Below are 25,398 nucleotides of genomic sequence, written 5' to 3'. Positions count from 1 at the left end.
CCGCGAACGATGCCTACGCCATGTCCACGACTTCCGTTGCTTCGATCCGCGAAGAAATCGCTAGCGCCCTGACCCACGGCCTCGGTGCCGTGCTCGCCCTGGGCGCCGGTGCGGTACTGATCACCCTGGCCGCCATCTACAGCGATGGCTGGCAGCTGGCCGGCGCGATCGTATTCGGCATTGCGCTTCTACTGCTGTACACCGCCTCCACCCTGTACCACGCCATCCAGCACCCGGTCGCCAAGGGCCGCCTGAAGGTGTTCGACCACTGCGCGATCTACGTATTGATCGCCGGCACCTATACCCCGTTCACCCTGATCGGCCTGCGTGGCCCTTGGGGCTGGGGCCTGTTCGCCGCGATCTGGACCCTGGCCCTGGCCGGGGTGGTGTTCAAGCTGTTCTACACCGGCCGCTTCAAGGCGCTTTCCACCGGCATCTACATCGCCATGGGCTGGCTGGTGATCGTGGCGATCAAGCCGATGCTGGCTTCGATCGACGGCTGGACGCTGGGCTGGCTGCTGGCCGGCGGCCTGTCGTACACGCTGGGCACCTATTTCTATCACCGCGAATCGATCCCCTATTCGCACGCGATCTGGCACCTGTTCGTGATCGGTGGCAGCGTCTGCCACTTCGTCGCGGTGACCATGCAGGTGCTGTAACGGCGCGGGTTGTGCACACCGCGCACATGGACGCTTCGCACCCCGTCCACGATGAAGGGGCAACCATGGCAGCGTGAATGCTGCCGCCTCCCCTGCCGCAACGCGCGCTTCCCGCTGGCGCCTCCGCAGACCTGGCCCGCGCGGCCGGCGCTGGCTCACGGTCCTGGTCTTCCTGCTGGCAGTGATTCTGGTGGTGATCGCGCTGTGGGACTGGAACTGGTTCAAGGGTCCGGTCGAGCGCGCGGTGCAGGCACGCACCGGTCGTGCACTGCACATCGGCCACTTGGATGTCGAACTCGGCCGCACCAGCACCATCCGTGCCGATGCCATCACCTTCGCCAATGCCGGCTGGGCGAAGCAGCCGAACATGGCCACCGCCGACCGCGTCGAGATCGACGTGCGGGTGTGGCCCCTGCTGCGCGGCAGCGTGCAGCTGCCGGAAGTGCGCCTGACCCGACCGGACGTGCTGCTGGAAACCGCCCCGCGCAAGGGCGAGCCCGGCAACTGGGATTTCCTGGGTGACAGCAGAGGCGGGACAAGCCCGCAACTCAAGCGCCTGCGCATCGACGACGGCCGGCTGCAGTTCCTCGACGCACTGGGCCGCACCGACATCCGCGTGGGCGTGCGCAGCGGCCAACCGAAACAGGCCGATGCCTCGCCGCCGCTGCTGGTGCAGGGCAAGGGCCACTGGCAGGGCAATCCGTTCACTCTGCAGGGCGGTACCGAATCACCGCTGGAACTGACCGACAGCGACCACCCGTTCCGCATCCACCTCGACGGCCGCGCCGGTGCCACCCACGCAGTGGCCCGCGGCACGCTCACCAACCCCTTCCAGCTGCGCGTGTTCGACCTGCAGTTCGCGCTCAGTGGCCAGGATCTGGCCGATCTCTACCCGCTGCTCGGCATCGCCATCCCGCCCTCACCGCCCTATGCGCTGGACGGCCGCCTGAAGCGCGACCACAACGTCTGGCGTTACGACGGTTTCACCGGCAAGGTCGGCGACAGCGACCTCGGTGGCAATCTGCAGTTTGAAGTGGGCGGCGCACGGCCGCGGCTGACCGCCACGCTGGAATCCAAACGGCTGGACTTCGATGATCTGGCCGGCTTCGTCGGTGCCCCGCCAAGAACCGGCGGCGGCGAAACCGCCAACGCAGAACAGAAGGCCGAGGCCGCACGGGTTGCTGCCCGTGCACGCGTGCTGCCCGACACGCCCTACAACCTCGGCAAGCTGCGCGCGATGGATGCCGACGTGCGCTGGAAGGCCCATCGCATCAACGCGCCGTCATTGCCGCTGGACGACATGGACGCGCACCTGTTGCTGGATGACGGCGTGCTGCGACTGGACCCGCTGAACTTCGGCGTGGCCGGCGGCGATATCCGCAGCACGATCCGCATGGATGCACGCCAGCCGCAGATCCGCACCGCGCTGAAGGCCAGCGTGCGCGGCGTGCAGCTGGGCCAGCTGCTCCCGGACGCGAAGCTGGCCGAGCAGGCCAAGGGCGGCATCGGCGGCGAAGTGGACCTGAGCGGCCGCGGCAACTCGATCGCCGCCATGCTCGGCAGCAGCAGTGGCAAGGTCGGCCTGGCGATGGGCCGTGGCCATGTCGGCAACCTGGTGATGGAACTGGCCGGCCTGGACATCACCGAATCACTGAAATTCCTGGTGACCGGCGACAAGCAGATCCCCCTGCGCTGCGCCTTCGCCGACTTCGGCGTGCGCGACGGCCTGATGACCAGCCAGGCACTGGCGGTGGATACCACCGACACGATCCTCATCGGCGAAGGCACGGTCAGCCTGCGCGACGAGACCCTGGACCTGCTGCTGAAACCGCGCCCCAAGGACAAGAGCATCCTGGTTCTGCGCTCTCCGCTGCATATCAGCGGCACGTTCAAGGATCCGTCGTTCCGCCCGGACTTCAAGGCATTGGGTATTCGTGGCGCCGTGGCCCTGGCGCTGGGCAGCATCGCGCCGCCGGCGGCGTTGCTGGCGACGATCGAACTGGGGCCGGGCAAGGATGCCGACTGCGGGGGGCAGTATGCGAAGTAGGTTTACAGCGTTGTTCGCGGCGCCTCTTTTCCCGCGCGTAGAGCCGGAGCAAGGCGACAGGCAGGACCGTTGGCGCCATGGATGGCGCCATCGAGCCTACAGGGACGTACTTGCGGCATGTCCTGCCCAGCCGCACCCTCCGCCTCCCAACGTATCAGGAAGGCGCTGCTGTGGCTTTGGCTGTGGCTCTGGCTTCGAAAAGCGGGCCGGCGGGCCGCAGGCCCGCCAGCGACACCCTCACCCGGCAACGATGTACTGCTGCAGCTGATCCAGCTCGCGCCGCTGCGCATCGATCACCGATTTCACCAGGTCACCGATGGAGATCACCCCCAGCACCTGCGCGCCCTCCACCACCGGCAGGTGGCGGATGCGGTAGTCGGTCACCAGTTGCAGGCAGTGCTCTACCTGTTCGCCCGGCGAGACCGTCACCACCTTCGCCGTCATGATCTCAGCCACCTCCGTATCCCGCGACGAACGATCACGCAGCACGATCTTGCGCGCGTAATCGCGCTCCGAAAGGATCCCGACCAGCCGCGGGCCGTCCATCACCAGCACCGCACCGATGCCCTTTTCCGCCATCAACCGGATCGCATCGATCACCGCCGCATCCGGCGCGACCGCATGTACTTCAGGAGACTTGCCGTCCAACAGTTGCCGTACCGTGGTCATCTGCCTGCCCTCCGAGGGTGGGTTGCAGGGCCGAGTCTGCCACGGTGGATGCTAGCCACGCGTCAACCAGGTACAACGGGCGCTGCTTGGATTCCTCGTACAGCCGTCCCAGGTACTCACCGATCAGGCCCAGGGCGATCAACTGCACCCCGCCCAGGAACAGGATCACCGCCATCATCGTCGGCCAACCCGCCACCCGGTCACCGTACAGGGCCGCCTTGGCGATCACCCATACACCGAATACGAAAGCAACCGCCGCCGTGGCCAGGCCCATGTAGGTCGCCGCCCGCAGGGGAACGGTCGAGAACCCGGTGATACCTTCCAGCGCGAAGTTCCACAGCCGCCAAAGGCTGAACTTGCTGGAGCCGGCCACGCGCGCGTGGCGGTGGTAGGGCACGGCAATCCGCTTGAATCCGACCCAGCTGAAAAGACCCTTCATGAAGCGATGGCGTTCACGCATCTCGCGCAGCGCGCTCAGCGCGCGCGGCGACAGCAGGCGGAAGTCACCGGTATCGGCAGGGATCGGCGTGCGTGACAGGCGACCGATCACCCGGTAGAACGCCGCCGCCGTGGCGCGCTTGATCCAGGCCTCGCCGTCGCGGGCCATGCGCGTGCCATAGATGTTGTCATGCCCTTCGCGCCAGCGCGCAACGAACTGCGGCACCAGTTCCGGCGGGTCCTGGCCATCGGCGTCCAGGATCATCGCTGCGCCTTCGCGCACCAGATCCAGGCCGGCAGTCAGCGCAGCCTCCTTGCCGAAATTGCGCGACAGCTTCAACGCCGATACGCGCGCGTCGCCCTGCGCCAATCCTGCGATCACCTGCCAGGTCCCGTCGTGGCTGCCATCGTCCACATACAGGATGTGGCCATCGATGTCGGGCATACCATCGAGCACCGCGCACAGCCGTGGATGCAGCAGCGGCAGTGCCAGGGCCTCGTTGTAGGCAGCGATGACAAAAGTGAGCCGTTCGCGGTTCATGCCCGGATTGTACGTTGCCGGCGCGCACACGACCCGCCGCCTGCCGATCGCAGCGCGCCCGCCTCCCTCAGTCCTCCGACAGATAGGACGCGCCGCCCAGCTGTCGTGCCTGGCGCTGGATCCATGCCGCGCGCCGCTGCACGTACGGCCCTGGCTTGGCCGCGTTGTAGCGTCGCGGTGCCGGCAACACCGCCGCCAACCGCGCACTCTCGGCCGGACTCAACCGGGCCGCGTCCTTGCCCCAGAACGTCTGTGCCGCTGCCTGCGCGCCATAGACGCCATCGCCGAACTCGGCGATGTTGGCGTACATCTCCAGGATGCGTTCCTTCGGCCACAGTGCTTCGATCAGCACCGTGTACCAGACTTCCAGGCCTTTGCGGATCCAGCTGCGGCCCTGCCAGAGGAACAGGTTCTTGGCGACCTGCTGGCTGATCGTGCTGGCCCCCCGCAGGCGCCCGCCCTTGGCGTTGTGGTCGCGGGCCTTCTCGATGGCCTGCAGATCGAAGCCGTTGTGGTCGGGGAAGCGCTGGTCTTCGGCCGCCACCAGCGAGATCGGCAGGCTGGGCGCCATCTGGTCCAGATCGCGCCACTGGTAGTGCAGGCGATAGGACCAGTCGGCCTCGCCCAATGCCTCGCCATAGCGCCACAGCATGACCGTGGATACCGGCGGGTCGATGAACCGCAACACCAATACCTGCAGGCAGCTGAAAGCGGCCAGCAGCAGCGGCAGCCAGAGCAGCCGTTTCCAGCGCCAGCGCCTGCGGCGCGGGACTTCCGCGATGGCCTCCACCTTGTGCTGCTCTCCCCCTGCCCCCATTACTGGTGCATCCTTCTTCTATCTGGTTGTCGGCGCATTATCCGGCAACCGCCCTCGTTTACGCGCGATGTGAGCCGATGACCGCCAACCCCGATTCCCTGATCCGCTTCCTGCTTCCCGACGCTGGCGTCCGTGGCGTCCACGTGCGCCTGCAGGCCACCTGGCAGGAGATCCTGTCCCACGCCGAGTACCCGGATACCGCCGCCGAACTGCTCGGCGAGGCCTGCGTGGCCTCGGCGCTGTTCACCGGCCACACCAAGATCGATGGCCGCCTCTCGATCCAGCTGCGCAGCAGCACCGCCCTGCGCACCCTGTTCGCCGAGTGCACCGCCGCCGGTACCCTGCGCGGCATTGCCCAGCTCAGCGAGGGCGCCGATGCGCCGCGCGACCTGTCCAGCCTGGGTGATGACGCCCTGCTCGCGATCACCATCGAGAACCCGGGCCTGGACCCGCGCGAGCCGCAGCGCTACCAGAGCCTGGTCGCGCTGACCGCACCGGAGCTGGACGAGGCCTTCGAGGATTACTTCCGCCAGTCCGAGCAGCTGCCGACCCGCCTGCTGCTGGCCGCCGACCGCAATGGTGCCGCCGGCCTGCTGCTGCAGAAGCTGCCAGGTGACGAGGGCGACGAGGACGGCTGGGCACGTGCCAGCGCCCTGTTCGAGACCCTGGGCAAGGCCGAGCTGCTGGCGACCCCGGCCGAGCAGCTGCTGCACCGCCTGTTCCACGAAGAGAAGCCGGAACTGATGGGCGACAAGCCGCTGTCCTTCGCCTGCTCCTGTTCCCGCGAGCGGGTCGCATCGATGCTGCAGTCGCTGGGCGAGGACGAGGCCCGTGCCGCGGCCGTGGACACCGGCGCGGTCGAGGTCCGTTGCGAATTCTGCGGGCGGGAGTATCACTTTCCTTTGACGGAGTTCGGCATACTGTTCCACGGTGCCGAGGGGACTGTACCGGCGCCTGAACGGCTTCAGTAAACGGCTTGTCTTGCATCTGGGGGGATCAAGGCTTGTTAAGAATTCATAAACACCCTAGGATCAAGTTCCCGTCTCTACGGGAACTTCCGTTGTCCGTCCCTGTCTGAACTGGTCCGATGCGTACCTTCCTGCGTCTACCGCTGGCCCTGCTGATCGCCCTTGGCGCGATCACGGGCGTGCACGCGCAGAGCAAGGACACCCGGACCGTGCTGCCGGTGTGGAACAAGGGCAGCGGCAAGGTCGAGGCCCTGCTGTACCTGGAGCCCACGGGTGAACAGGCCGCCGGCGCCCGCTGGCACTTCGGCCGCAACTCGCTGGATGCGGCCTTCGGCCTGTCCTCCGGCGATTCACTGGGCCTGCTCTGCAACAGCAGCAGCGGGACCAGCATGAGCGGCCTGGCCAGTCACTGCATGCTGGCCAGCCTGGGTGACGACGACGACCTCAACAGCCGCCGCTTCACCGGCACCGCCGCGCTGAACCGCGGCAACAGCCGCCTCGGCATCACCGCGGGCACCGGCCGTGAAACGCTGCCGGCGTGGCTGTCCGGCCCGAACAAGACACCTTCGCTGCGCGCCGAGCAGAACGACCTGACCGTATTCGCGCAGAAGAACATCGGCCGCGAGGGTTTTGTCTCGATTGCCGGTACCTACGCCAAGGCCCGCCTGGTACCGCTGGCCGACGCCGCGCCGTCCATCGTCGACCGCTGGGACAGCAAGAGCCTGAGCATCGGCGCCGGCTACGGCAACTTCACCGGCAGCATCATCGGCCGCGTGATCGACGTACCGGGCAAGCCCGGCAAGTGGGAAGGCCTGGGCATCGGCCTGACCTGGCGTACCCCGTGGTCCGGCCAGCTTACCGTGGGCGCCGAAAACGTGATCAGCCGTGGCAAGAATCCGTTCTCCCCGCGCAATGAAAGCAACGACGACGGCACCGTGCCGTACGTGCGTTACGAACAGGATCTCTGATCCCACTACGCGGTCTTCCTGCAGTGACTCCTCCCGGGCGCCGAAAGGCGCCCGTTGCGTATGCGCGATCGTGATACACGCCAAGCGCTTTTCGACGAATTGGATACCGTGCAATTCATGTCGACATACTGCGATACACACCAATGGAAACTTTTTTCATCACTTTGCGCTAACAAACGAGACAGGGTGATCGCACATGTAATTCAAGCCATTGATTTTGTGCATTAATTTTCATTTTTACCAAAATCACAGACTTGATTAACGCAGCTTTAATTCTTGGCGAACGCCCGCTACTATCGGTTCAGCCCTCGCGATTTGGGAGCGCTTTTCGCTCCCCCGCCGGGCATTAACCCAGCCAAGATTTCTTGGAGAGAGAGAGCCAATGAATTTCCAGTCCAACAAGCTGCGCGATGCCGTTCTGGTCGCGCTCGTTGCCGGTGTGGCGTCCACTGCCACCGCCCAGGCCCAGGAAGCGACCAACCTTGACCGCATCTCGGTTACCGGTTCGCGCATCAAGAGCACCGACATCGAAACCTCGCAGCCGGTCCTGAGCCTGACCCGCGCCGATATCGAAAAGCAGGGCGTGACTTCGGTCGCCGACATCCTGCAGCGCGTTGCCGCCAACGGTGCCGCCCTGAACCGTACGTTCAACAACGGTGGTGATGGTTCGGCCGGCATCAGCCTGCGCAACCTCGGTTCTGCGCGCACCCTGGTGCTGGTCAACGGCCGCCGCTGGACCACCGGCCTGGATGGCAGCGTCGATCTGAACACCATCCCGACCGCGATGATCGAGCGCATCGACATCCTGAAGGACGGTGCATCGACCATCTACGGTTCGGACGCGATCGCCGGCGTGGTGAACATCATCACCAAGCAGAACTTCGATGGCGCGGAAGCCAACTTCTACAAGGGCCAGTACAGCGCTGGTGACGGCGAACGCGAAGCGGCCGACTTCACCATCGGCACCACCACCGACCGTGCGTCGGTGATGCTGGGTGTCTCCTACGTGAAGGAAGACAAGGTCATGGCTGGCGATCGCAAGATCTCCGCCGGTGGCCCGCCGTTCTTCGACGGCCAGAGCAGCACCGGCATGCCGGGTTCCTACCTGCGCAATGACGAGCGCTATGTCCAGATCAACGGCGTGGAAACGCCGTTCAACGCCAACGTCCACGGCTACAACACCGCACCGGACAACTACCTGCTGACCCCGCAGGAGCGCACCTCGCTGTTCGCATCGGGCTCGTACAACATCACCGACAACGTCACCTTCCGCACCGAGGCGATGTACAACGAGCGCAAGTCCGAGCAGCTGCTGGCCGCCATGCCCGTCACTGGCATGCGCCTGAGCAAGGACAGCATGTACAACCCGACCGGTGAAGACCTGACCGGCGTCAACCGTCGCTTCAACGAGAGCGGCGGCCGTTCGTTCAACCAGAACGTCAAGAACTGGCACTTCTACGGTGGTTTCGAAGGCTTCTTCGAATTCGCCGATCGCAACTTCGACTGGGACGTCGGCTACCGCTACGACAAGACTGACCAGAACGACCTGACCTATGGCCTGTTCAACCTGGCCAACCTGCGCAACGCCTATGGTCCGTCCGAGCTTCGTGGTGGCGTGCCGGTGTGCGTTACCGCTCCGGGTGGCGACATCATCCAGGGTTGCGTGCCGGTCAATGCGCTGGGTCCGGAAGGCTCGATCAGCCAGGGTGCCATCGACTACACCTCGTTCACCGCCCACGACTCCTCCAACCTGGTGTCCAAGGGCTACTACGCCAACATCTCCGGTGAAATCGCCCAGCTGCCGGCAGGTGCCCTGGCGTTCGCCGCGGGCTACGAGTACCGCAAGGAATCCGGCCAGTTCGATCCGGACGCCTTCATTGCTGCGGGCCTGAGCACCGGCAACGGCGCCAAGCCGACCAAGGGCAGCTATGACCTGGACGAGTTCTTCCTGGAACTGTCGATCCCGGTGCTGGCTGACCTGCCGGGCGCCAAGCTGCTCGACTTCAGCGCGGCAACCCGCTACTCGAAGTACAGCAACTTCGGCAACACCACCAACAACAAGTTCGGCTTCCGCTGGAAGCCGATCGACGACCTGATGATCCGCGGTAACTACTCGGAAGGCTTCCGCGCGCCGAGCATCAGCAACCTGTTCGCAGGTGACGGCGACTCGTTCGAAACCTACGCTGACCCGTGCGCGGCCGCCAATGGCCCGACCGGTGCAGTGCTGGCGCAGTGTATTGCCCAGGGTGTTCCGGCTGGCTTCGTGCAGCCCAATACCCGCGACGATGACGGCGTGCCGCAGTCCGGTGCCGCCCAGACCGCCGAACCGTTCACCTGGAAGTCCAACCCGAACCTGAAGCCGGAAACCTCGACCAGCAAGACGCTGGGCCTGGTGTGGAGCCCGAGCTTCGTGACCGGCCTGAACGTCACCCTGGACTGGTGGCAGATCAAGATCGAGGACGCCATCACCCGTCCGGCGATCCAGGACATCATGAACTACTGCTACGGCGGCTCGCCGGCTGAGCAGGCAGCCTACTGCGGCCTGATCACCCGTGACCCGACCTACGGCACTGCCGCCGAGCGCTACACCATCACCAACGTCAACATGCCGCTGCAGAACCTGGCATCGTACAAGGTGGAAGGTTGGGATCTGGGCATCCTGTACCGCCTGCCGGAAACCTCGATCGGCCAGTTCACCGTCACCCTCGACAGCACCTATCTGAGCAAGTGGGAAACCAAGGCCACGGAAGACTCGCAGGTCGAAGGTCGCCAGGGACGTTACCTCGACCAGGATCCGTACTGGCGCATCCGTTCCAACCTGTACGTCGACTGGTCCTATGGTGATTTCGGCGTCAACTACGGCCTGCGTTACAAGTCGGGGATGACCGAGTCGTGCCTGCTGGGTGGTTCGCTGCGCAACTACTGCTCGGATCCCGAGAACCGCGAAAACCACATGGGCGCCACGACCTACCACGACGTCCAGTTCCGCTACAACACGCCGTGGAAGGGCACCATCATGGTCGGCCTGAACAACGTGTGGGACAAGAACCCGCCGGTCTCGTACTCGACCTCGTACAACATGTTCGACCCGCAGTACGACCTGCCGGGCCGCTACATGTACATGCAGTACAAGCAGAAGTTCTGATCGATCCACTGATCAGCTGATGCAGCAACGGCCCCGCAAGGGGCCGTTGTTTTTTGTGTGTTCCAGGTTGCGGCAGCACCAACGGAAAAGGCCGCGGCATTGCCGCGGCCTTTCTGCACTCAACGCAGCAACAACGCTCAACCGTTCGGAATCAGCGTCTCGATGAGATGCTCGACATAGGCTTCGAAATCCTCGCGCGCCTGCTTGGGCTGCTGCAACTGCAGGGACAGCTGCAGGAAGCCGACATAGGCGGCGTAGGCCAAGCGCGCGCGATGCCGTGCATCGGTCGAGCTGAGCCCTGCCTGGCGGAACGAGGCGATCAGATAGTCGAGGCGGCGCTGCGACACGCGGTCGATCACCGGCCGCACCATCGGATGGTCCAATGCCTTCAGCAGCTCGCTGTAGATGATGTGCGGCTGCACTTCATGCGCCACCATCTGGAACAGCTGGCGCAGGCGCACGCGCGGGTCCGGTACGTCTTCCAGGCTGCCGAACACCTGTTCCTGTTCGAACAGTTCCCAGCGTTCCAGCGCGGCCTGCAGCAAGGCGTCACGCGAGGGGAAATGCCAATAGAAACTGCCCTTGGTCACGCCGAGTCGCCGCGCCAGCGGTTCCACCGCAACGGCGCCTACGCCTTGTTCAGCAATCAGGTCGAGGGCCGCCTGGGCCCAGTCTTCGGCACTCAGGCGGCTGTTGCGGCCGGCGCGCGGTTCGCCGGCGGAAGCGTCAGGTTGATTCATGGGCTGATTTAACCATACGCCGGGGTTCGTTGCAGTACGCCGTTGCGGGCGAAACCGTTAAAGGCCTCTCCTGCAGGCCTGTCGCACTGCACCATACGATGCAGTATTGACTTCCCTCACAGGCGATCCATACTAGCAAGTATGGTTACGTCCCCTACTCCCGCTGCGTTCCATGACCTGCGCCTGGAGGCGGCCCATGGCGCCCGCCTCGCCGCCACTGCCAGCGACCACGGTCGTCGTGGCCGGGTGCTGTTCGCGCACGGCTTCGGCCAGACCCGTCATGCCTGGAATGCCACCGCGCGTGCCCTGTCTGCAGCCGGCCTGCAGACCTTGGCTTATGACGCACGCGGCCACGGCGATTCGGACTGGAATGCCGCCGACCTGCCCTACCACGGCGAACAGTTCGCCGATGACCTGATCGTGCTGGCCGGCGAGCAGCCGCGCCCGCCGGTGCTGGTCGCAGCCTCGATGGGCGGCCTGTTCGGCCTGCTGGCCGAATCGCGCTGGCCGGGCCTGTTCTCGGCGATGGTGCTGGTCGACATCACCCCGCGTTGGGATACCGCCGGTGTTGAACGCATCCTGGCCTTCATGACCGCCCATCCCGACGGCTTCGCCTCGCTCACCCAGGCCGCCGACGTGATCTCGGCCTACATGCCGCACCGCCCGCGCAAATCCGAGCAGTCGCTGCGTGCGCTGCTGCGCGAGGACGGCCATGGCCGCTGGCGCTGGCACTGGGATCCGCGCCTGGTGGCCGAACTGGCCCGCGACAGCGAGCAGCACCAGGATGCACTGGCCGAGGCCGCACGGCAGGTGAAGTGCCCGCTGCTGCTGGTCAGCGGCGGCCGCAGCGACCTGGTCACGCCGCAGACCGTGGCCGAATTCCTGGCGTTGGCGCCGCACGCGCGCCATGTACAGCTGCCGCAGGCCACGCACATGGTCGCCGGCGATGACAACGACGCCTTTACCGCTACTGTGTTGGACTATCTGGACGTGTTGCCCGCAGCAGACGCTGCGGCTTCGTCCGCCACAAACGAGCACGTCACCGGAGCACGCTCATGAGCATCGTTCTTCCCTTCCTCGCCCTGCTGCTGGCAGGCGCGTTCGTCGCCTACCACCGCATGCGGCTGGTTACCTGGACGCTGATCAGCATAGCCCTGTTGGCCGCCTGCTGGTTCATTCCGTACGTCAACCAGACCGCCACGATCGTCGCGGCCGCCGTGCTGGCCGTCATCGCCGTGCCGCTGCTGCTGCCGTTCATCCGCAAGCCGCTGCTGACCGGCCCGATGATGAAGGTGTTCCGCAAGGTGCTGCCGCCTCTGTCGCAGACCGAGCGCATTGCGCTGGAAACCGGTTCGGTCGGTTTCGAGGGCGAACTGTTCACCGGTGATCCGGACTGGAACATCCTGCTCAATTACCCGAAGCCGCAGCTGACCGCCGAAGAGCAGGCCTTCCTCGATGGCCCGGTGGAAGAGCTGTGCACCATGGTCAACGACTGGGAAATCACCCACGTCCATGCCGACCTGCCGCCGGAGCTGTGGGCCTTCATCAAGAAGAACAAGTTCTTCGGCATGATCATCCCCAAGGAATACGGCGGCCTGGGCTTCTCCGCACTGGCCCACCACAAGGTGATCCAGAAGCTGGCCTCGGTGTCTTCGGTGGTCAGCTCCACCGTCGGCGTGCCGAACTCGCTGGGCCCGGGTGAACTGCTGGTGCATTACGGCACCCAAGAACAGAAGGACCAGTACCTGCCGCGCCTGGCCGATGGTCGCGAGGTGCCCTGCTTCGGCCTGACCGGTCCGTTCGCCGGTTCCGACGCCACCTCCATTCCGGACTACGGCATCGTCTGCAAGGGCGAGTGGAACGGCGAGCAGGTGCTCGGCGTCAAGCTGACCTTCGACAAGCGCTACATCACCCTGGCCCCGGTCGCATCGCTGATCGGCCTGGCCTTCCGCATGTACGACCCGGATGGCCTGATCGGCGATACCCGCGACATCGGCATCACCCTGGGCCTGCTGCCGCGCGACACCGCCGGTGTTGAAATCGGCCGTCGCCACTTCCCGCTGAACTCGACGTTCCAGAACGGTCCGATCCGTGGCAAGGACGTGTTCATTCCGCTGACCCAGCTGATCGGTGGCGCAGCCATGGCCGGCAAGGGCTGGAACATGCTCAACGAGTGCCTGGCCGTGGGCCGCTCGATCACGCTGCCGTCCACCGCCAGCGGCGGCGCCAAGGCCGGTGCTGCGGTGACCGGTGCCTATGCACGCATCCGCAAGCAGTTCGGCCTGTCGGTCGGCCGCTTCGAGGGCGTGGAAGAAGCGCTGGCCCGCATCGGCGGCAAGGCCTACAAGATCAGCGCGCTGTCGCAGGCCACCGCCGCGGCGGTTGATCGTGGTGACGTGCCGTCGGTGCCGTCCGCCATTGCCAAGTACCACTGCACCAACATGAGCCGTGAAGTGATCTCGGACATGATGGACGTGATCGGCGGCAAGGGCATCATCCTGGGCCCGCGCAACTTCGCCGGTCGTAGCTGGCAGGCTGCACCGATCGCGATCACCGTGGAAGGCGCCAACATCATGACCCGCAGCCTGCTGATCTTCGGCCAGGGTGCGATCCTCTGCCACCCGTGGGTGCTGAAGGAAATGAAGGCCGCGCAGGATCCGGACACCCGTGCCGGCCTGCAGGACTTCGACCGCAGCCTGTTCGGCCACATCCGCTTCGGCCTCTCCAATGCCGTGCGTTCGTTCTGGTTCGGCCTGACCGGCGCGCGCTTCGGTGCCGCCCCGGGCGACGCCTATACCCGCCGCTACTTCCGCAAGCTGGACCGTTACTCGGCCAACCTGGCGCTGATGGCCGACATCTCGATGATGACCCTCGGCGGCAAGCTGAAGTTCAAGGAATCGCTGTCCGGCCGCCTGGGTGATGTGCTGAGCCACGTCTACATGACCAGCGCCATGCTCAAGCGCTACCACGACGAAGGCGCACCGCAGGCCGACCAGCCGCTGCTGGCCTGGGCCTTCCATGACAGCGTGCACAAGATCGAGGAATCGCTGTCGGCCGCGCTCCGCAACTTCCCGATCCGTCCGATCGGCTGGCTGATGTGGGCGCTGATCTTCCCGCTGGGCCGTCGTGCCGAGGCCCCGGGCGACCGCCTGAGCCGTCGCGTCGCCGCCCTGCTGATGGCCCCTAACGAAGCCCGTGACCGCCTCGCCAGCGGCGTGTTCCTGACCCCGTGCGAGAACAACCCGGGCGGCCGCATCAACAGCTACCTGAGCAAGGCGATCATGGCCGAGCCGGTGGAGCGCAAGTTCCTCAAGGCGCTGAAGAGCAAGGGCATCGAAGCGCTGGACTTCAAGAGCCAGCTGGACGAGGCCGTGGCCGAAGGCGTGATCACCCAGGACGAGCGCAGCCTGCTGGAAGAACTGCGTACGCTGACCCTGGACACCATCACCGTGGACGACTTCGACACCCACGAACTGCGCGCGGCCAGCTACTACGACCGCCAGCACAAGGACCCGCATTCGCAGGCGGCCTGATCGCCCGCGACACGCGTTGCCTCGACGGCGGGCCTCGGCCCGCCGTCGTTCTATCCGCCGACCGGAAACCGCTCATGTCCACGCCCCTGCTTTCGCTCTACCACCGCCTGCAGCGCTGGCCCGCCGGCACCTGGCTGTTCTCGCGCGCGGTCTGCTTCAAGGCGCCCTACTTCGCCAGCATCGCACCGCGCATCACCCGCCTGGAACACGGCCGCTGCGAAGGCACGCTGGCCGATCGCCGCAAGGTGCGCAACCACATCGGCACGGTGCATGCGATCGCGATGTGCAACCTGGCGGAGCTGACCGCCGGGCTGATGGTCGACGCCAGCCTGCCGGCAGACATGCGCTGGATCCCCAAGGGCATGGACGTGAAATACCAGGCCAAGGCCTTGGGCACGTTGAAGGCCGTGGCGACGCCAGTGTTGTCCATCGTCAGTGCTGCGGACGGCTATGACCTGCCGGTGAAGGTCAGCGTGACCGATGCGGCAGGGACCGAGGTGTTCCATGCGACCATCGCGATGTGGGTATCGCCACGTCCTCCGCGCACAGGCTGATCAACCATGACGACCCCTGAACTGCTGGTGCGCCTGGCAGGCATTCACAGCTTGGGGTTTGCCGCCTTCCATCTGGCGTTCTGGCGGCTGTTCGGCTGGAAACGCGAGCTCGCCCAGCTCGGCACGGCCAATCGCGCGATCATGCAGATCCTGAATCTGCGCGTGATCTATGTGTTCCTGGGAATGGGGCTGATCGCGCTGATCTTTGCCCCGGACCTGGTCGACACTCGTCTGGGGGTGGTCCTGCTGGGCTTCATGGCGGTGTTCTGGGTGGGCCGCACGCTTGAACAATTCGTCTTCCTGCGTATCAACGACTGGCGCGTACACCTGCTGACGGGCCTGTTCGTGCTGGGTGCGGCGCTGCATGCCGTGCCAATGTGGCTGGGCTTCATGCGCGCCATCAGCCGCTGAGCGATGGCGCTTGCCAGCACGCGCCCACTTCAGAGCACTCGCAACACCAGTGCCAGGATCGCCGGTACGGCCTGGATCATGAATATGCGCGGGCTTACGCTCCATGCGCCATAGGCCCCCGCCACCACCACGCAGCCCAACGAGAACGTCACCAGCACCGGTTGCGCCATCACCAGCCCCACCAGGATGCCTGCCGCCAGGAAGCCGTTGTACAGGCCCTGGTTGGCCGCCAGCACGCGCGTGGTCTCCGCCTTCTCCGGCGTGTTGCGGAACGTCTTCAAGCCCAGCGGACGGGTCCACAGGAACATCTCCAGCACCAGGAAGTACAGGTGCAGTACCGCGACCAGCACGGTCAGCAGCAGCGCGATCAGCGACATCGTTTCTCTCCTCGAAATGACTGGACGGGATCAGCGGTCGCGCGGCAGCTTTTTTTCTTCGCGCAGCACACCGAATGCGGCGGCGGTCATGCACGCGGCAACCACCACGCCACCGATGAACACCACATGTGAACCAAACAGCGACAAGCCCTTGTGCACCCACGCAAAGCTCAGGTCCGCGCCGCGGTACACCACTGTATCGATGGCCGCGCCGGCCTTGTAACGCCACTGCCGGTCCACGCGGGTATAGATGGTTTCTCGTGCGGGCTTGGCCAATGCGAACTCGCTGGCGCGGGTCATCACCTGCACCACGGCCACCATCAACGGCATGGGTGAAGCGGCAAGCACCGAGAAGCCGATCAGGATCGCAAAGCCAGGGATCAACAGGGCCGGCGCGATGCCGTGGCGCGACAGCAGCCAGCGGGTCAGGCCCAGCTGCATCAGCAGCGCCAGTGCGTTCACTGCCAGGTCGATGCGCGAGAAGAACGCGGTGGCGGCGCCTGCATCATTGAATGAGGCACGCACGATAGTGGCCTGCTGGTTGTACAGAAGGGTGCCAATGCCCACACCGAACAGCACCATGATCGCCAGCCAACGCAGCAGGGGTTCGCGAACGATCAGCTTGAGGCCGTCGAGCACACTACCGCCCATCGGTTTTTCTCCCGACACCAGCCGCTGCTCACGCTCGCGCAGCACCGCCCAGTGCCGCAAGCGCCAGATGCAGAACAGGCAGACCATCAGGAATCCGGTGGATACCAGCATCAGGTTGGCAATACCCACCCGCTGCACCAGCACACTGGTGATGAACGGCCCGAGGAAGGCACCGATGGTGCCGGCCGCGCCGATGTATCCGTAGAAGGCACGCGCCTGCGCGTTTGAAAAGACGTCGGCCATGAAGCTCCAGAACACCGCCACGGCGAACAGGTTGAAAACGCTGATCCAGAAGAAGAAGGCCATGCCGCGCCCCGGCACGTTGCTATCGAACAACGCATAGAAAACCAGCAGAGTGACGATGAAGAACCCATACACCGCCGGCAGGAACACCCGCCGCGGGAAGCGGCTGACCAGCCAGCCGTACACCGGCTGCAGTACCAGCATGATCACGAACACGCAGGAGAACAGGAACTGCAGGACGAAGTCCTTCAGCCCGATGCCATGGCTGGCAAACCAGGCGATCAGCATCGGCGGGAACACGGTCTCCAGGTCAGCCGAGGCAGCCATCGCCTCACGCACCGGGCGCAGCACGTAGTAGCCACTGAGCAGGCAGAAGAAGTACAGGAACGACCACCACAGCGCCGGCGACTCACGCAGTGCCACCGTCAGCCCACGCAGCGGCCCCTTGCCCTTCACCGCGCTCACGCGGCGTCCCTCGCCAGAAGACGGCGGTTGGACAGCGGCATGGCAGGCTCCGGGGGCGGTGAAGCGCGTACGTTAGCCAATGCACTGCAACATCGCCAGCAGCCACCACGCAGAAGGCTGCAACGCAGTGTCACGGCCCCACCCATACGACACGTTCCGATACATGCATTCTGGGCGTCAAAATTCCAACTTTTTCAACGAGATGCGCATTCATCTTCGCTTTGTTTGTGCACAAGGGAAAAGCGGCGCTAGAATCGCAATCAGCAGTCGCGCACGGGTCTCCACGATGAAAAAGAACAGCCTGCGTCGTCCGATCCGTTCGGCGGCCACCGGTTTGCTGGGCATGTTGATGCCCGTTGCCTTGTCCACCACCGCGCAGACCCCGCCGCCATTGCCGCCGATGCCGGCCAACATCGAATCCGCCGCCACCGCCGTCGCCCACACGCAGCCCGCCGCCTACCGCACCGGCCTGGTGCCGCAGGTGCAGCTGCCGGCGGCCGGCTTCAACGTGGCCAATATCGAATCGATGGCGCAGCAGCTTACCTATGGCGAGCGCGTGCCGGGCATGGCGGTGGCCATCGTGCAGGGCGGGCGTGTGCTCAGCGCGCGTGGCTATGGCGTCACCGACGTCAACAACCCGCTGCCGGTCGATGCCCACACCGTGTTCCGCCTGGCCTCGCTGTCCAAGGCCTTCGCCGGCACCATGGCCGGCCTGCTGGTCAACGACGGCACGCTGCGCTGGGACAGCAAGGTCACCGACTATGTGCCGGGCTTCCGCCTGAACTCGCCGGAAGCGACCGATCGCCTGACCGTGGCCGACGTGCTCAGCCATCGCGTCGGCCTGCCCTACAACGCCTACGACCGCGACATCGAAGGCAACGCCGAGTACTACTCGCTGACCCAGAAGCTGGCCAACACCAGCCTGAAGTGCCTGCCGGGCGACTGCTACGCCTACCAGAACGTGGCCTTCAGCCTGATCGGCGACGTCGTCTACGCGGCCTCCGGCAGCTTCTACGAGCAGTCGGTCGAGCGCCGCATCTTCAAGCCGCTGGGCATGAACGATGCCAGCCTCGGCCTGGCCGGCATCCAGGCCAGCTCGCGCTGGGCGCGTCCGCACGTGCGCAGCCGCAATGGCTGGGTGTCGCTGACACCGAAGCCGACCTACTACCGCGTCGCCCCGGCTGCCGGCGTCAACGCCAGCGCCAGCGACATGGCGCAATGGCTGCTCGCCCACACCGGCCACCGCCCGGACGTGCTGCCGGCACCGCTGCTGGCCACCCTGCATTCGAGCCTGATCAGCACCCCCGGCGAGATGCGTTCGGGCTGGCGCCGCGAGCGCCTGCACTCGGCCGGCTACGCCCTGGGCTGGCGCACCTTCGACTACGCCGGCCACGACGTGGTGTTCCATGCCGGTGCCGTGCAGGGCTATCGCGGCCTGGTCGCGCTGGTGCCGGAACGCGATCTGGGCATCGCCATCATGTGGAATGGCGAAAGCAGCCTGCCCAGCGGCCTGCTGCCGACCGTGCTCGATTCCGCGCTCGGCCTGCCTGCGCAGCGCTGGCTGGATGTGGACACCGACTTCGGCAGCGACAACCTGATGGCCGAAGGCGCAAGCCCGGCGCAGCAGGACAAGCGCAAGGGCAAGGGTGCCTCGAGCAACCGCGCGGTGGCGTCGCCGCGCTGACCAGGCGGGCTCGACCGTAAACATGAAGGGCGGCCTGAGGGCTGCCCTTTTTGTTGTTGTGTAGAGCCGAGCCGTGCTCGGCTGAGCGGAATTCTGGCGCGAGGCAGCCGAGCATGGGCTCGGCTCTACAGCTCCGCAGCGCTAATGCGCGAAGTAGTGCATGCCGCCATCCACCGGAATCACCGCGCCGGTGATGTAGCCGGCCAGCGGCGAAGCCAGGAAGGCCACCAGCGGCGCCACTTCGTCCGGCTCACCGAAGCGCCCGATCGGAATGTTGCGTGCAATGAACGCGCGCCGGCTTTCCTCGGTGGGATGCAGGCGGTCCAGGATCTGCGGGCTGTTGATGCGCCCCGGTGCAATCGCATTCACCGTAATGCCCTGCCCGGCCACCTCCGACGACAACCCCTTGCTCCACAGATGAAGCGCCGCCTTCGCTGCGGTGGCGGCATTCACCGAACGTGGCTCCATCGAACCGCTGAAATTGATCACCCGCCCCCATCCCTGCGCCCGCATCGCTGGCAGCAGTGCCTGGGTCAGCCGTCGTGCGGCGGAGAAGTTCAGGGCGATCGCTTCCTCCCAGACCTCGTCATCGGCATCAACCGTGGTCGGCCGGGAGCCCCCTGCGGCATTGACCAGGATGTCCACGTGCTGCAATGCCTCCCGGGATGCCTCCGCGATGGACCGGACGTCGCCGGCGACGGTGACATCGCCGACCACGATGACCGGTGCCGCGCCGCCTTCGGTTTCGATCCGCGCTGCCAGCGCCTGCAGGGGGTCGCGCTGCCGCGACGTGATGGCGACGCGCACGCCCTGGGCAGCCAGCTGCCTGGCGACGGCGGCACCGATGCCGCTGGCCGCGCCCGTCACCAATGCGGTACGGCCTGCAAGATTCAAGTCCATGGTGTTCTCCTGTCCACGTGGCCGGCCAATCCAGCCCTTGCACGACATGCTGTTTGATCACCCCTGATTGATAAACTCCGCGCAGGTTTCAGCATTCAACACCCGGAGTGTCAGATGAACCTGCTGGAAAGCATGCAGGTCTACGTGCTGATCGTGGACAAGGGCAGCCTCAGTGCAGCGGCGGCGGCGATGGATATCTCCGCGACGATGGCCGGCAAGCACCTGCGTGCATTGGAAGCACGGTTGGGCATGCAGTTGTTGAGCCGTACCACCCGGCGCCAGCATATGACGCCCTTCGGCGAGGACTACTACATCCGCTGCCGGGAGATCCTGCGCCTGGTGGAAGAAACCGACGCGCAGGCGCAGCACCAGCAACTGGCACCGGCGGGTACGCTGCGCATCAGTGCGCCGGTGATCTTCGGCACGCATGCGTTGGTACCGGCACTGGCCGAGTACATGGCGCGCCATCCGGAGGTCCGGGTCGAAGCCACGCTGACCGACCGCGTGGTCGACCTCGTCGAGGAGGGTTTCGAAGCAGCGCTGCGCATCGGCACGCTGGCCGACAGCAGCATGCTGGTGGCGCGTGCGCTGGCACCGTATCGCTTGATGATGTGCGCATCGCCCGGATACCTCGCCCGGCACGGTACGCCCTCCGACCTGCAGGCGCTTGCCCGGCACCAATGCCTGTCCTTCGAACCCAGCGCACTGGCGCAGTGGCTGCAGGCCGATGCTGGCGGGCTTGAGCGTGTGCCCGACGGCCGGCTGCAGATCAACAACGGCGAAGCGCTGCGCACGGCGGCGCTGCATGGGCTGGGCATCGTGCTGCAGTCGGCACTGCTGCTGGCTGCCGACGTCGACGCCGGACGCCTGGTGCAGCTGTTCCCGGAGCATGGCCAGACCGGTCGGCCGATGCACGTGGTCTACGCCCACGATCGCTACCACTCGACCCGCCTGCGCAGCTTCCTGGACTTCCTGGTGGAGCGCTTTCCACCGGCGCCGCACCGCTAGCGTCGACCGTCAGAAAAGCCGTCGGGCATGGCCTGACGCTACAAACCGCTCCATAAAAAAACCCCCTCCCCGCTGGGCAGCCAGGGAAGGGGGTTTCAGGATGCGGCTATCGGGAAGTACTTAGATCAGCGGCGCCGGGGTTGCCGGCAGAGCGACCGGAGCGGCCTTCTTCTTGCGGGCGGCCGGCTTGCGCTTGGCAACCTTCTTCGCTGCCTTCTTCGGGGCAGCCTTCTTGGTGGCCTTCTTCGCGGTCTTCTTTACTGCCTTCTTGGCGGTCTTCTTGACGGCCTTCTTGGCAGTCGCCTTCTTCGCGACCTTCTTGGCCGGCTTGCGGGCCGTTGCCTTCTTGGCAGTCTTCTTGGTGGCCTTCTTGGCTACCTTCTTGACGGCCTTCTTGGCGGCCTTCTTGGCGGTCTTCTTGACGGCCTTCTTGGCAGTGGACTTCTTGGCTACCTTCTTCGCCGCCTTCTTCACTGCCTTCTTCGCAGTGGTCTTCTTGGCGACCTTCTTCGCAGCCTTCTTCACTGCCTTCTTGGCGGTCGCCTTCTTCGCGACCTTCTTCACTGCCTTCTTGGCAGCAGCCTTCTTCGCGACCTTCTTCACCGCTTTCTTGGCGGCGGGCTTCTTCTTCGCAGCTTTCTTGGTTGCCATGGGATGGCTCCTCGTCAGTGATAGGGAGTTGAAACGCCCAGTTGGATCAAACCCGCGGATGCTGCGTGCGGGGACCGCCGGCGCGTCAGGCGCGCCGTTACGGATGCGGCAATGCCCGCCTCGATCGGCGGAGCGGACATCGGAACGGGAGTTGCCTTGCATTTCTCCGGGGGAAGCGGGGCCATGTCCACCGTCATCAGGGTCGCGGTGGTCTTGAAGGGGCTGCTTCGCATCGGACGATTGATTCTGCGCACTCGGTTGGGCAGGCAAGGTCTGCTGAGGCGAAACCTAATCACGGTTTTTTTTACTGTCAACAACCCCCGCGAAAAATTTTCACATCCGCGCCATCCCGGACGCCGCCCGCGCCACCGCCGTGCGCGCCCTGCTACGACCATTGAAGCGGCGCGCACGCGCGTCGCATGCGACGACGCCGATGCGCTCTCTGAACAAAAAACACTTGAAATAAGCACTCTGCGCAGATAGGCACATGTTCTGGACAACAGCGCACGTGCATCGCCGATGGTCACCGGCACCGTCGCCAACGCCAGCACAACGGGGCCGCAACGGGGGGCGAAAAGTTTTCACATCTGATCGCTTCGGCGCAGGGCGGAAACGCGGATTTGCGCAAAACTGCGCACGCCGATCGGCACCGTTCGTCTGTCGGCTGATGCCACGCCGAGGGTGCAGAGCGAACCCGCCGTCATGAGTCCGACGCACTCGCCAAAACAAAAACGGCCACCCGAAGGTGGCCGTTCCAGAACCCGGAAGTGACGACTCAGTGGTCGTCGTTTTCCAGGGCTTCGGCATACGCGTCCGGATCCAGCAGTTCGTTGAGCTCTTCGGCGTTGGTCAGTTCGACCACGAACATCCAGCCTTCGCCGTAGGCATCTTCATTGATGGTTTCCGGCTTGTCGGACAGCGCCGAGTTGACCTCGACGACCTTGCCGCTGATCGGGCTGTAGACGTCCGAGGCGGCCTTCACCGACTCGACAACAGCGATCTGCTCGCCAGCCTTTGCGTCGGCGCCGACTTCCGGCAGTTCGACGTAGACCAGGTCACCCAGCAGGCCCTGGGCGTGGTCGGAAATACCGACGGTGACACGGCCATTGCCTTCGACACGGGCCCACTCATGGGACTTGAGGAACTTGAGGTCGCCGGGGATCTCGCTCATGGGACTGCTCCAGAGATATGCAGGGGTGGAAAAAACGGGGCTAGTGTAACCAACCGGCCGCCACTGCTGTCAGTGACGATCGGCAGTTTCGGATCAGGCGTCGGCGAGCACGCCGGGCTGGGCCTGGCCTTCGCGCACGAACGGGAACTTGACCACGCGTACCGGTACCTGCCGGCCGCGGATGTCGACGGTGACCTCGCCGAGTTCACCGGCCGGTACGCGGGCGAAGGCGATGCCCTTGGCCAGGGTCGGCGAGAAGGTGCCGGACAGGATCTCGCCCTGGCCGCCCGCGGTGGTCACCGCCTGGCCGTGGCGCAGCACGCCCTTCTCGTCCATCACCAGGCCGATCATCTGGCGTGCGGTGCCGGCGGCCTTCTGCGCTTCCAGCACGTCGCGGCCGATGAAGTCGCGGCCTTCGTCCAGCGACACGGTCCAGGCCAGCGCCGCTTCGTACGGGCTGATCTCTTCGTCCATGTCCTGGCCGTACAGGTTCATGCCGGCTTCCAGGCGCAGCGTGTCGCGTGCGCCGAGGCCGGCCGGCTTCACGCCCGCCGCCAGCAGGCGGTTCCAGAACGCGACCACGGCGTCCTGCGGCAGCAGGATCTCGAAACCGTCTTCGCCGGTGTAACCGGTACGGGCGACGAACAGTTCGACGCCGTCATCGGACTGCACCTGCAGGGCGGCGAAACGGCCCAGCTTGGTCAGCGCCTGACGGTCCGCATCACGCGCCAGGCCGATCACGATGTCGCGCGCCTGCGGTCCCTGCACGGCCAGGATGGCCAGGTCCGGGCGCTGCTCGACGGTGACGCCGAACGGCGCAGCCTGCTCGCGCAGCCAGGCCAGGTCCTTCTCGCGGGTGGAGGCATTGACCACCATGCGGAAGAAATCGTCGCCCAGGTAGTAGACGATCAGGTCGTCGATGACGCCGCCGCGCGGGTTCAGCATGCACGAGTACAGCGCCTTGCCGGTCACCTTCAGCTTGTCGACCGAGTTGGCCAGCAGGCGGCGCAGGAACGGCTTGACCTGGTCACCGCGCAGGTCGACCACCGTCATGTGGCTGACGTCGAACACACCGGACTCGCGACGCACCAGGTGGTGCTCGTCCAGCTGCGAGCCGTAGTGGATGGGCATGTCCCAACCCCCGAAATCGACCATCTTGGCGCCAAGGGCGCGGTGGGTATCGTTGAGCAGCGTCTTCTGGGTCATGACCGGGTCCGGCAGCAGAGGAAACAAGAATCCCCATTATCCCAGATCGGTCGCCCGCAGGCGTGCCGCAGCGCAGCGCCGGCGCTGTAGAGCCGAGCCCATGCCCGGCTGCTCTTCGTGTGGGAGCCGAGCGTGGGCTCGGCTCTACAGGGGGCGGCCTGCGTCCTCGACCACCAGCACCGTGCCCTGCACGCTGCGCACCCGCACCCACGTACCCGCAGGCAGCTCCGGACCGCTCACCTGCCAGGACGCATCGTCAATGCTGACCCGTCCCTGGCCACCGACGATGCCCTGCTGCAGTACCACCTCCCGGCCGACCAGCTGCTCGGCGCGGCGGTTGAGCAATGGCGCATCGCTGGGCCGTGCCCGCGGCCGCCCCCAGCGCCGGTAGCACTGGATCGAGACCACACTCAGCAGGACGAAAGCGATCACCTGCCACAACAGCGGAATGTCGCTGAACACCGCAACCAGTACGAACACCGCCGCCGCGCCAATGCCGATCCACAGCATGAACGCACCCGGCGCCAGCGCTTCGGCCGCGAACAGCAGCAGCGCCAACGCGCCCCAACCGACGACTTCCCAACGCATGTCAGCCTCCGAGCGGCGGCGGCCGCTTGCCGGCGGCCTTGTTGTCCTGGCTGGCCAGCGCCTGCTTCGCCAGTTCGGCCACGCCCGCGATCGAACCGATCACGCCACTGGCCTCCATCGGCATCAGCACCAGCTTCTGGTTCGGCGAACTGGCCAGTTCCTTGAACGCTTCCACGTACTTCTGCGCAACAAAGTAGTTGATCGCCTGCACGTCACCCTCGGCAATCGCCGCCGACACCACCTTGGTCGCCATCGCTTCGGCCTCGGCCAGGCGCTCGCGCGCCTCGGCATCGCGGAATGCAGCTTCGCGACGGCCTTCGGCCTCCAGCACGGTGGCCTGCTTTTCGCCATCGGCGCGCAGGATCTCCGACTGGCGTGAACCCTCTGCCTCGAGGATCTGCGCGCGCTTTTCGCGCTCGGCCTTCATCTGCCGCGCCATCGCGTCCAGCAGATCGCGCGGCGGCTGGATGTCGCGGATCTCGATGCGGTTGACCTTCACGCCCCAGGGATTGGTGGCATGGTCGACCACGCTCAGCAGCTGGGCATTGATCACCTCGCGCTGGCTGAGCGATTCGTCCAGGTCCATCGAACCGATCACGGTACGGATGTTGGTCTGCACCAGGGCGATCATCGCCACTTCCAGGTTGGCCACCTCATAGGCGGCTTTGGCGGCATCCAGGACCTGGAAGAACACCACACCGTCCACGCGCACGGCGGCGTTGTCCTTGGTGATCACTTCCTGGCTGGGCACATCCAGCACCTGCTCCATCATGTTCACCTTGCGCCCCACCCCGTACACGATCGGGATCAGGAAATGCAGGCCGGGGGTCATGGTGTGCGTGTAGCGCCCGAAGCGCTCGACGGTCCACTCGTAGCCCTGGGGCACCATCCGTACCGCCTTGAACAGGATCACCACGGCCACGAAGGCCAGTACCACGGTAAAGAACATGGTCGGGAACATCTT

At 65.5% G+C, this 25,398-nt stretch carries 24 protein-coding genes; 12 read left to right on the top strand and 12 right to left on the bottom strand.

Features of this window, described 5'->3' with window-relative positions:
* The first annotated feature begins 20 nt into the window (after window positions 1–20).
* Together trhA and AC13FN_RS13865 are read left to right on the top strand one after the other, a co-directional pair.
* Window positions 21–659, top strand: a complete 639-nt coding sequence (gene trhA, locus AC13FN_RS13870; protein WP_010482744.1) for a PAQR family membrane homeostasis protein TrhA — start codon at window positions 21–23, stop codon at window positions 657–659.
* Window positions 660–732: 73 nt separating this feature from the next.
* Entirely contained in the window at window positions 733–2,706 is a 1,974-nt protein-coding gene (locus AC13FN_RS13865; protein ID WP_482984954.1) for an AsmA family protein, read from the top strand.
* Window positions 2,707–2,943: 237 nt separating this feature from the next.
* Here AC13FN_RS13865 and AC13FN_RS13860 read toward each other — a convergent pair whose 3' ends face one another.
* From AC13FN_RS13860 to mtgA, 3 genes are all read right to left on the bottom strand, one after another.
* On the bottom strand, window positions 2,944–3,375 hold the full coding sequence (locus AC13FN_RS13860; protein WP_010482742.1) for a CBS domain-containing protein: 432 nt from the start codon (window positions 3,373–3,375) through the stop codon (window positions 2,944–2,946).
* On the bottom strand, window positions 3,335–4,354 hold the full coding sequence (locus tag AC13FN_RS13855) for a glycosyltransferase family 2 protein (protein ID WP_053443387.1): 1,020 nt from the start codon (window positions 4,352–4,354) through the stop codon (window positions 3,335–3,337). The genes AC13FN_RS13860 and AC13FN_RS13855 overlap by 41 nt, the downstream gene beginning before the upstream one ends.
* Before the next feature lie 67 nt (window positions 4,355–4,421).
* Window positions 4,422–5,171 (bottom strand): monofunctional biosynthetic peptidoglycan transglycosylase, encoded by a 750-nt coding sequence (gene mtgA / locus AC13FN_RS13850; protein WP_482984955.1) that lies wholly within the window; start codon window positions 5,169–5,171, stop codon window positions 4,422–4,424.
* A gap of 77 nt (window positions 5,172–5,248) precedes the next feature.
* On the opposite strand from mtgA, the gene hslO reads away from it, so the two are divergent.
* The 3 genes from hslO to AC13FN_RS13835 all read left to right on the top strand — a co-directional run bounded on the left by hslO (window position 5,249) and on the right by AC13FN_RS13835 (window position 10,252).
* Entirely contained in the window at window positions 5,249–6,142 is an 894-nt protein-coding gene (hslO, locus tag AC13FN_RS13845; RefSeq protein ID WP_482984956.1) for an Hsp33 family molecular chaperone HslO, read from the top strand.
* A gap of 116 nt (window positions 6,143–6,258) precedes the next feature.
* Window positions 6,259–7,107, top strand: coding sequence for an XOO1806 family protein (locus tag AC13FN_RS13840; RefSeq protein WP_010482736.1), 849 nt, complete (start codon window positions 6,259–6,261; stop codon window positions 7,105–7,107).
* A gap of 382 nt (window positions 7,108–7,489) precedes the next feature.
* Window positions 7,490–10,252, top strand: coding sequence for a TonB-dependent receptor plug domain-containing protein (locus AC13FN_RS13835; RefSeq protein ID WP_010482735.1), 2,763 nt, complete (start codon window positions 7,490–7,492; stop codon window positions 10,250–10,252).
* A 137-nt stretch (window positions 10,253–10,389) separates the two neighbouring features.
* Here the strand turns inward: AC13FN_RS13835 and AC13FN_RS13830 are convergent, their stop codons facing one another.
* Window positions 10,390–10,992 (bottom strand): TetR/AcrR family transcriptional regulator, encoded by a 603-nt coding sequence (locus AC13FN_RS13830; RefSeq protein ID WP_006464233.1) that lies wholly within the window; start codon window positions 10,990–10,992, stop codon window positions 10,390–10,392.
* A gap of 141 nt (window positions 10,993–11,133) precedes the next feature.
* Between AC13FN_RS13830 and AC13FN_RS13825 the strand changes: the two genes are divergently transcribed.
* From AC13FN_RS13825 to AC13FN_RS13810, 4 genes are all read left to right on the top strand, one after another.
* Window positions 11,134–12,051, top strand: a complete 918-nt coding sequence (locus tag AC13FN_RS13825) for an alpha/beta fold hydrolase (RefSeq protein WP_043399152.1) — start codon at window positions 11,134–11,136, stop codon at window positions 12,049–12,051.
* A complete protein-coding gene (locus AC13FN_RS13820) occupies window positions 12,048–14,525 on the top strand; it encodes an acyl-CoA dehydrogenase (protein WP_054172336.1) in 2,478 nt (825 codons plus the stop codon). Before AC13FN_RS13825 ends, AC13FN_RS13820 begins: the two co-directional genes overlap by 4 nt.
* A 74-nt stretch (window positions 14,526–14,599) precedes the next feature.
* Window positions 14,600–15,079, top strand: coding sequence for a hotdog fold domain-containing protein (locus AC13FN_RS13815; RefSeq protein ID WP_281056229.1), 480 nt, complete (start codon window positions 14,600–14,602; stop codon window positions 15,077–15,079).
* A 27-nt stretch (window positions 15,080–15,106) separates the two neighbouring features.
* The gene (locus AC13FN_RS13810) at window positions 15,107–15,490 is read left to right on the top strand and encodes a hypothetical protein (protein ID WP_238794406.1); all 384 of its coding nucleotides are present in this window, start codon (window positions 15,107–15,109) and stop codon (window positions 15,488–15,490) included.
* A 29-nt stretch (window positions 15,491–15,519) separates the two neighbouring features.
* On the opposite strand, the gene AC13FN_RS13805 is transcribed toward AC13FN_RS13810, so the two are convergent.
* Both AC13FN_RS13805 and AC13FN_RS13800 read right to left on the bottom strand, forming a co-directional pair.
* Window positions 15,520–15,867: a DUF1304 domain-containing protein gene (locus AC13FN_RS13805; RefSeq protein WP_329759813.1), complete on the bottom strand. Its 348-nt coding sequence runs from the start codon at window positions 15,865–15,867 to the stop codon at window positions 15,520–15,522.
* Window positions 15,868–15,897: 30 nt separating this feature from the next.
* Window positions 15,898–17,226 (bottom strand): NTP/NDP exchange transporter, encoded by a 1,329-nt coding sequence (locus tag AC13FN_RS13800; RefSeq protein ID WP_482984957.1) that lies wholly within the window; start codon window positions 17,224–17,226, stop codon window positions 15,898–15,900.
* A 286-nt stretch (window positions 17,227–17,512) separates the two neighbouring features.
* Between AC13FN_RS13800 and AC13FN_RS13795 the strand changes: the two genes are divergently transcribed.
* Window positions 17,513–18,910 (top strand): serine hydrolase domain-containing protein, encoded by a 1,398-nt coding sequence (locus tag AC13FN_RS13795; RefSeq protein ID WP_010482727.1) that lies wholly within the window; start codon window positions 17,513–17,515, stop codon window positions 18,908–18,910.
* A gap of 141 nt (window positions 18,911–19,051) precedes the next feature.
* Here AC13FN_RS13795 and AC13FN_RS13790 read toward each other — a convergent pair whose 3' ends face one another.
* Window positions 19,052–19,810 carry an SDR family NAD(P)-dependent oxidoreductase gene (locus tag AC13FN_RS13790; protein WP_049436823.1) on the bottom strand — a complete coding sequence of 253 codons (759 nt, stop codon included), beginning with the start codon at window positions 19,808–19,810 and terminating at the stop codon, window positions 19,052–19,054.
* A gap of 114 nt (window positions 19,811–19,924) precedes the next feature.
* Between AC13FN_RS13790 and AC13FN_RS13785 the strand changes: the two genes are divergently transcribed.
* Window positions 19,925–20,818, top strand: coding sequence for a LysR family transcriptional regulator (locus AC13FN_RS13785; RefSeq protein ID WP_054172338.1), 894 nt, complete (start codon window positions 19,925–19,927; stop codon window positions 20,816–20,818).
* 120 nt (window positions 20,819–20,938) lie between these two features.
* Here the strand turns inward: AC13FN_RS13785 and AC13FN_RS13780 are convergent, their stop codons facing one another.
* Window positions 20,939–21,469, bottom strand: a complete 531-nt coding sequence (locus AC13FN_RS13780) for a hypothetical protein (protein ID WP_054172339.1) — start codon at window positions 21,467–21,469, stop codon at window positions 20,939–20,941.
* Window positions 21,470–21,652: 183 nt separating this feature from the next.
* Here AC13FN_RS13780 and AC13FN_RS13775 point away from each other — a divergent pair, with 183 nt between their 5' ends.
* Window positions 21,653–21,952: a hypothetical protein gene (locus AC13FN_RS13775; protein ID WP_154583048.1), complete on the top strand. Its 300-nt coding sequence runs from the start codon at window positions 21,653–21,655 to the stop codon at window positions 21,950–21,952.
* 292 nt (window positions 21,953–22,244) lie between these two features.
* On the opposite strand, the gene gcvH is transcribed toward AC13FN_RS13775, so the two are convergent.
* From gcvH to AC13FN_RS13755, 4 genes are all read right to left on the bottom strand, one after another.
* Window positions 22,245–22,640: a glycine cleavage system protein GcvH gene (gcvH, locus tag AC13FN_RS13770; protein ID WP_010482723.1), complete on the bottom strand. Its 396-nt coding sequence runs from the start codon at window positions 22,638–22,640 to the stop codon at window positions 22,245–22,247.
* Window positions 22,641–22,733: 93 nt separating this feature from the next.
* Window positions 22,734–23,846, bottom strand: coding sequence for a glycine cleavage system aminomethyltransferase GcvT (gcvT, locus tag AC13FN_RS13765; protein WP_049436821.1), 1,113 nt, complete (start codon window positions 23,844–23,846; stop codon window positions 22,734–22,736).
* A 144-nt stretch (window positions 23,847–23,990) separates the two neighbouring features.
* Complete coding sequence (locus AC13FN_RS13760; RefSeq protein WP_010482721.1) at window positions 23,991–24,434, bottom strand: NfeD family protein; 444 nt, start codon at window positions 24,432–24,434, stop codon at window positions 23,991–23,993.
* Between the two features lies 1 nt (window position 24,435).
* Window positions 24,436–25,395 carry an SPFH domain-containing protein gene (locus tag AC13FN_RS13755; protein ID WP_005410704.1) on the bottom strand — a complete coding sequence of 320 codons (960 nt, stop codon included), beginning with the start codon at window positions 25,393–25,395 and terminating at the stop codon, window positions 24,436–24,438.
* Between the last annotated feature and the right edge of the window lie 3 nt (window positions 25,396–25,398).

Source organism: Stenotrophomonas sp. 115C5, assembly GCF_056861055.1.
The sequence above is the reverse complement of the archived record's forward strand: the minus strand, read 5'-3'. Positions and strand labels throughout refer to the sequence as shown.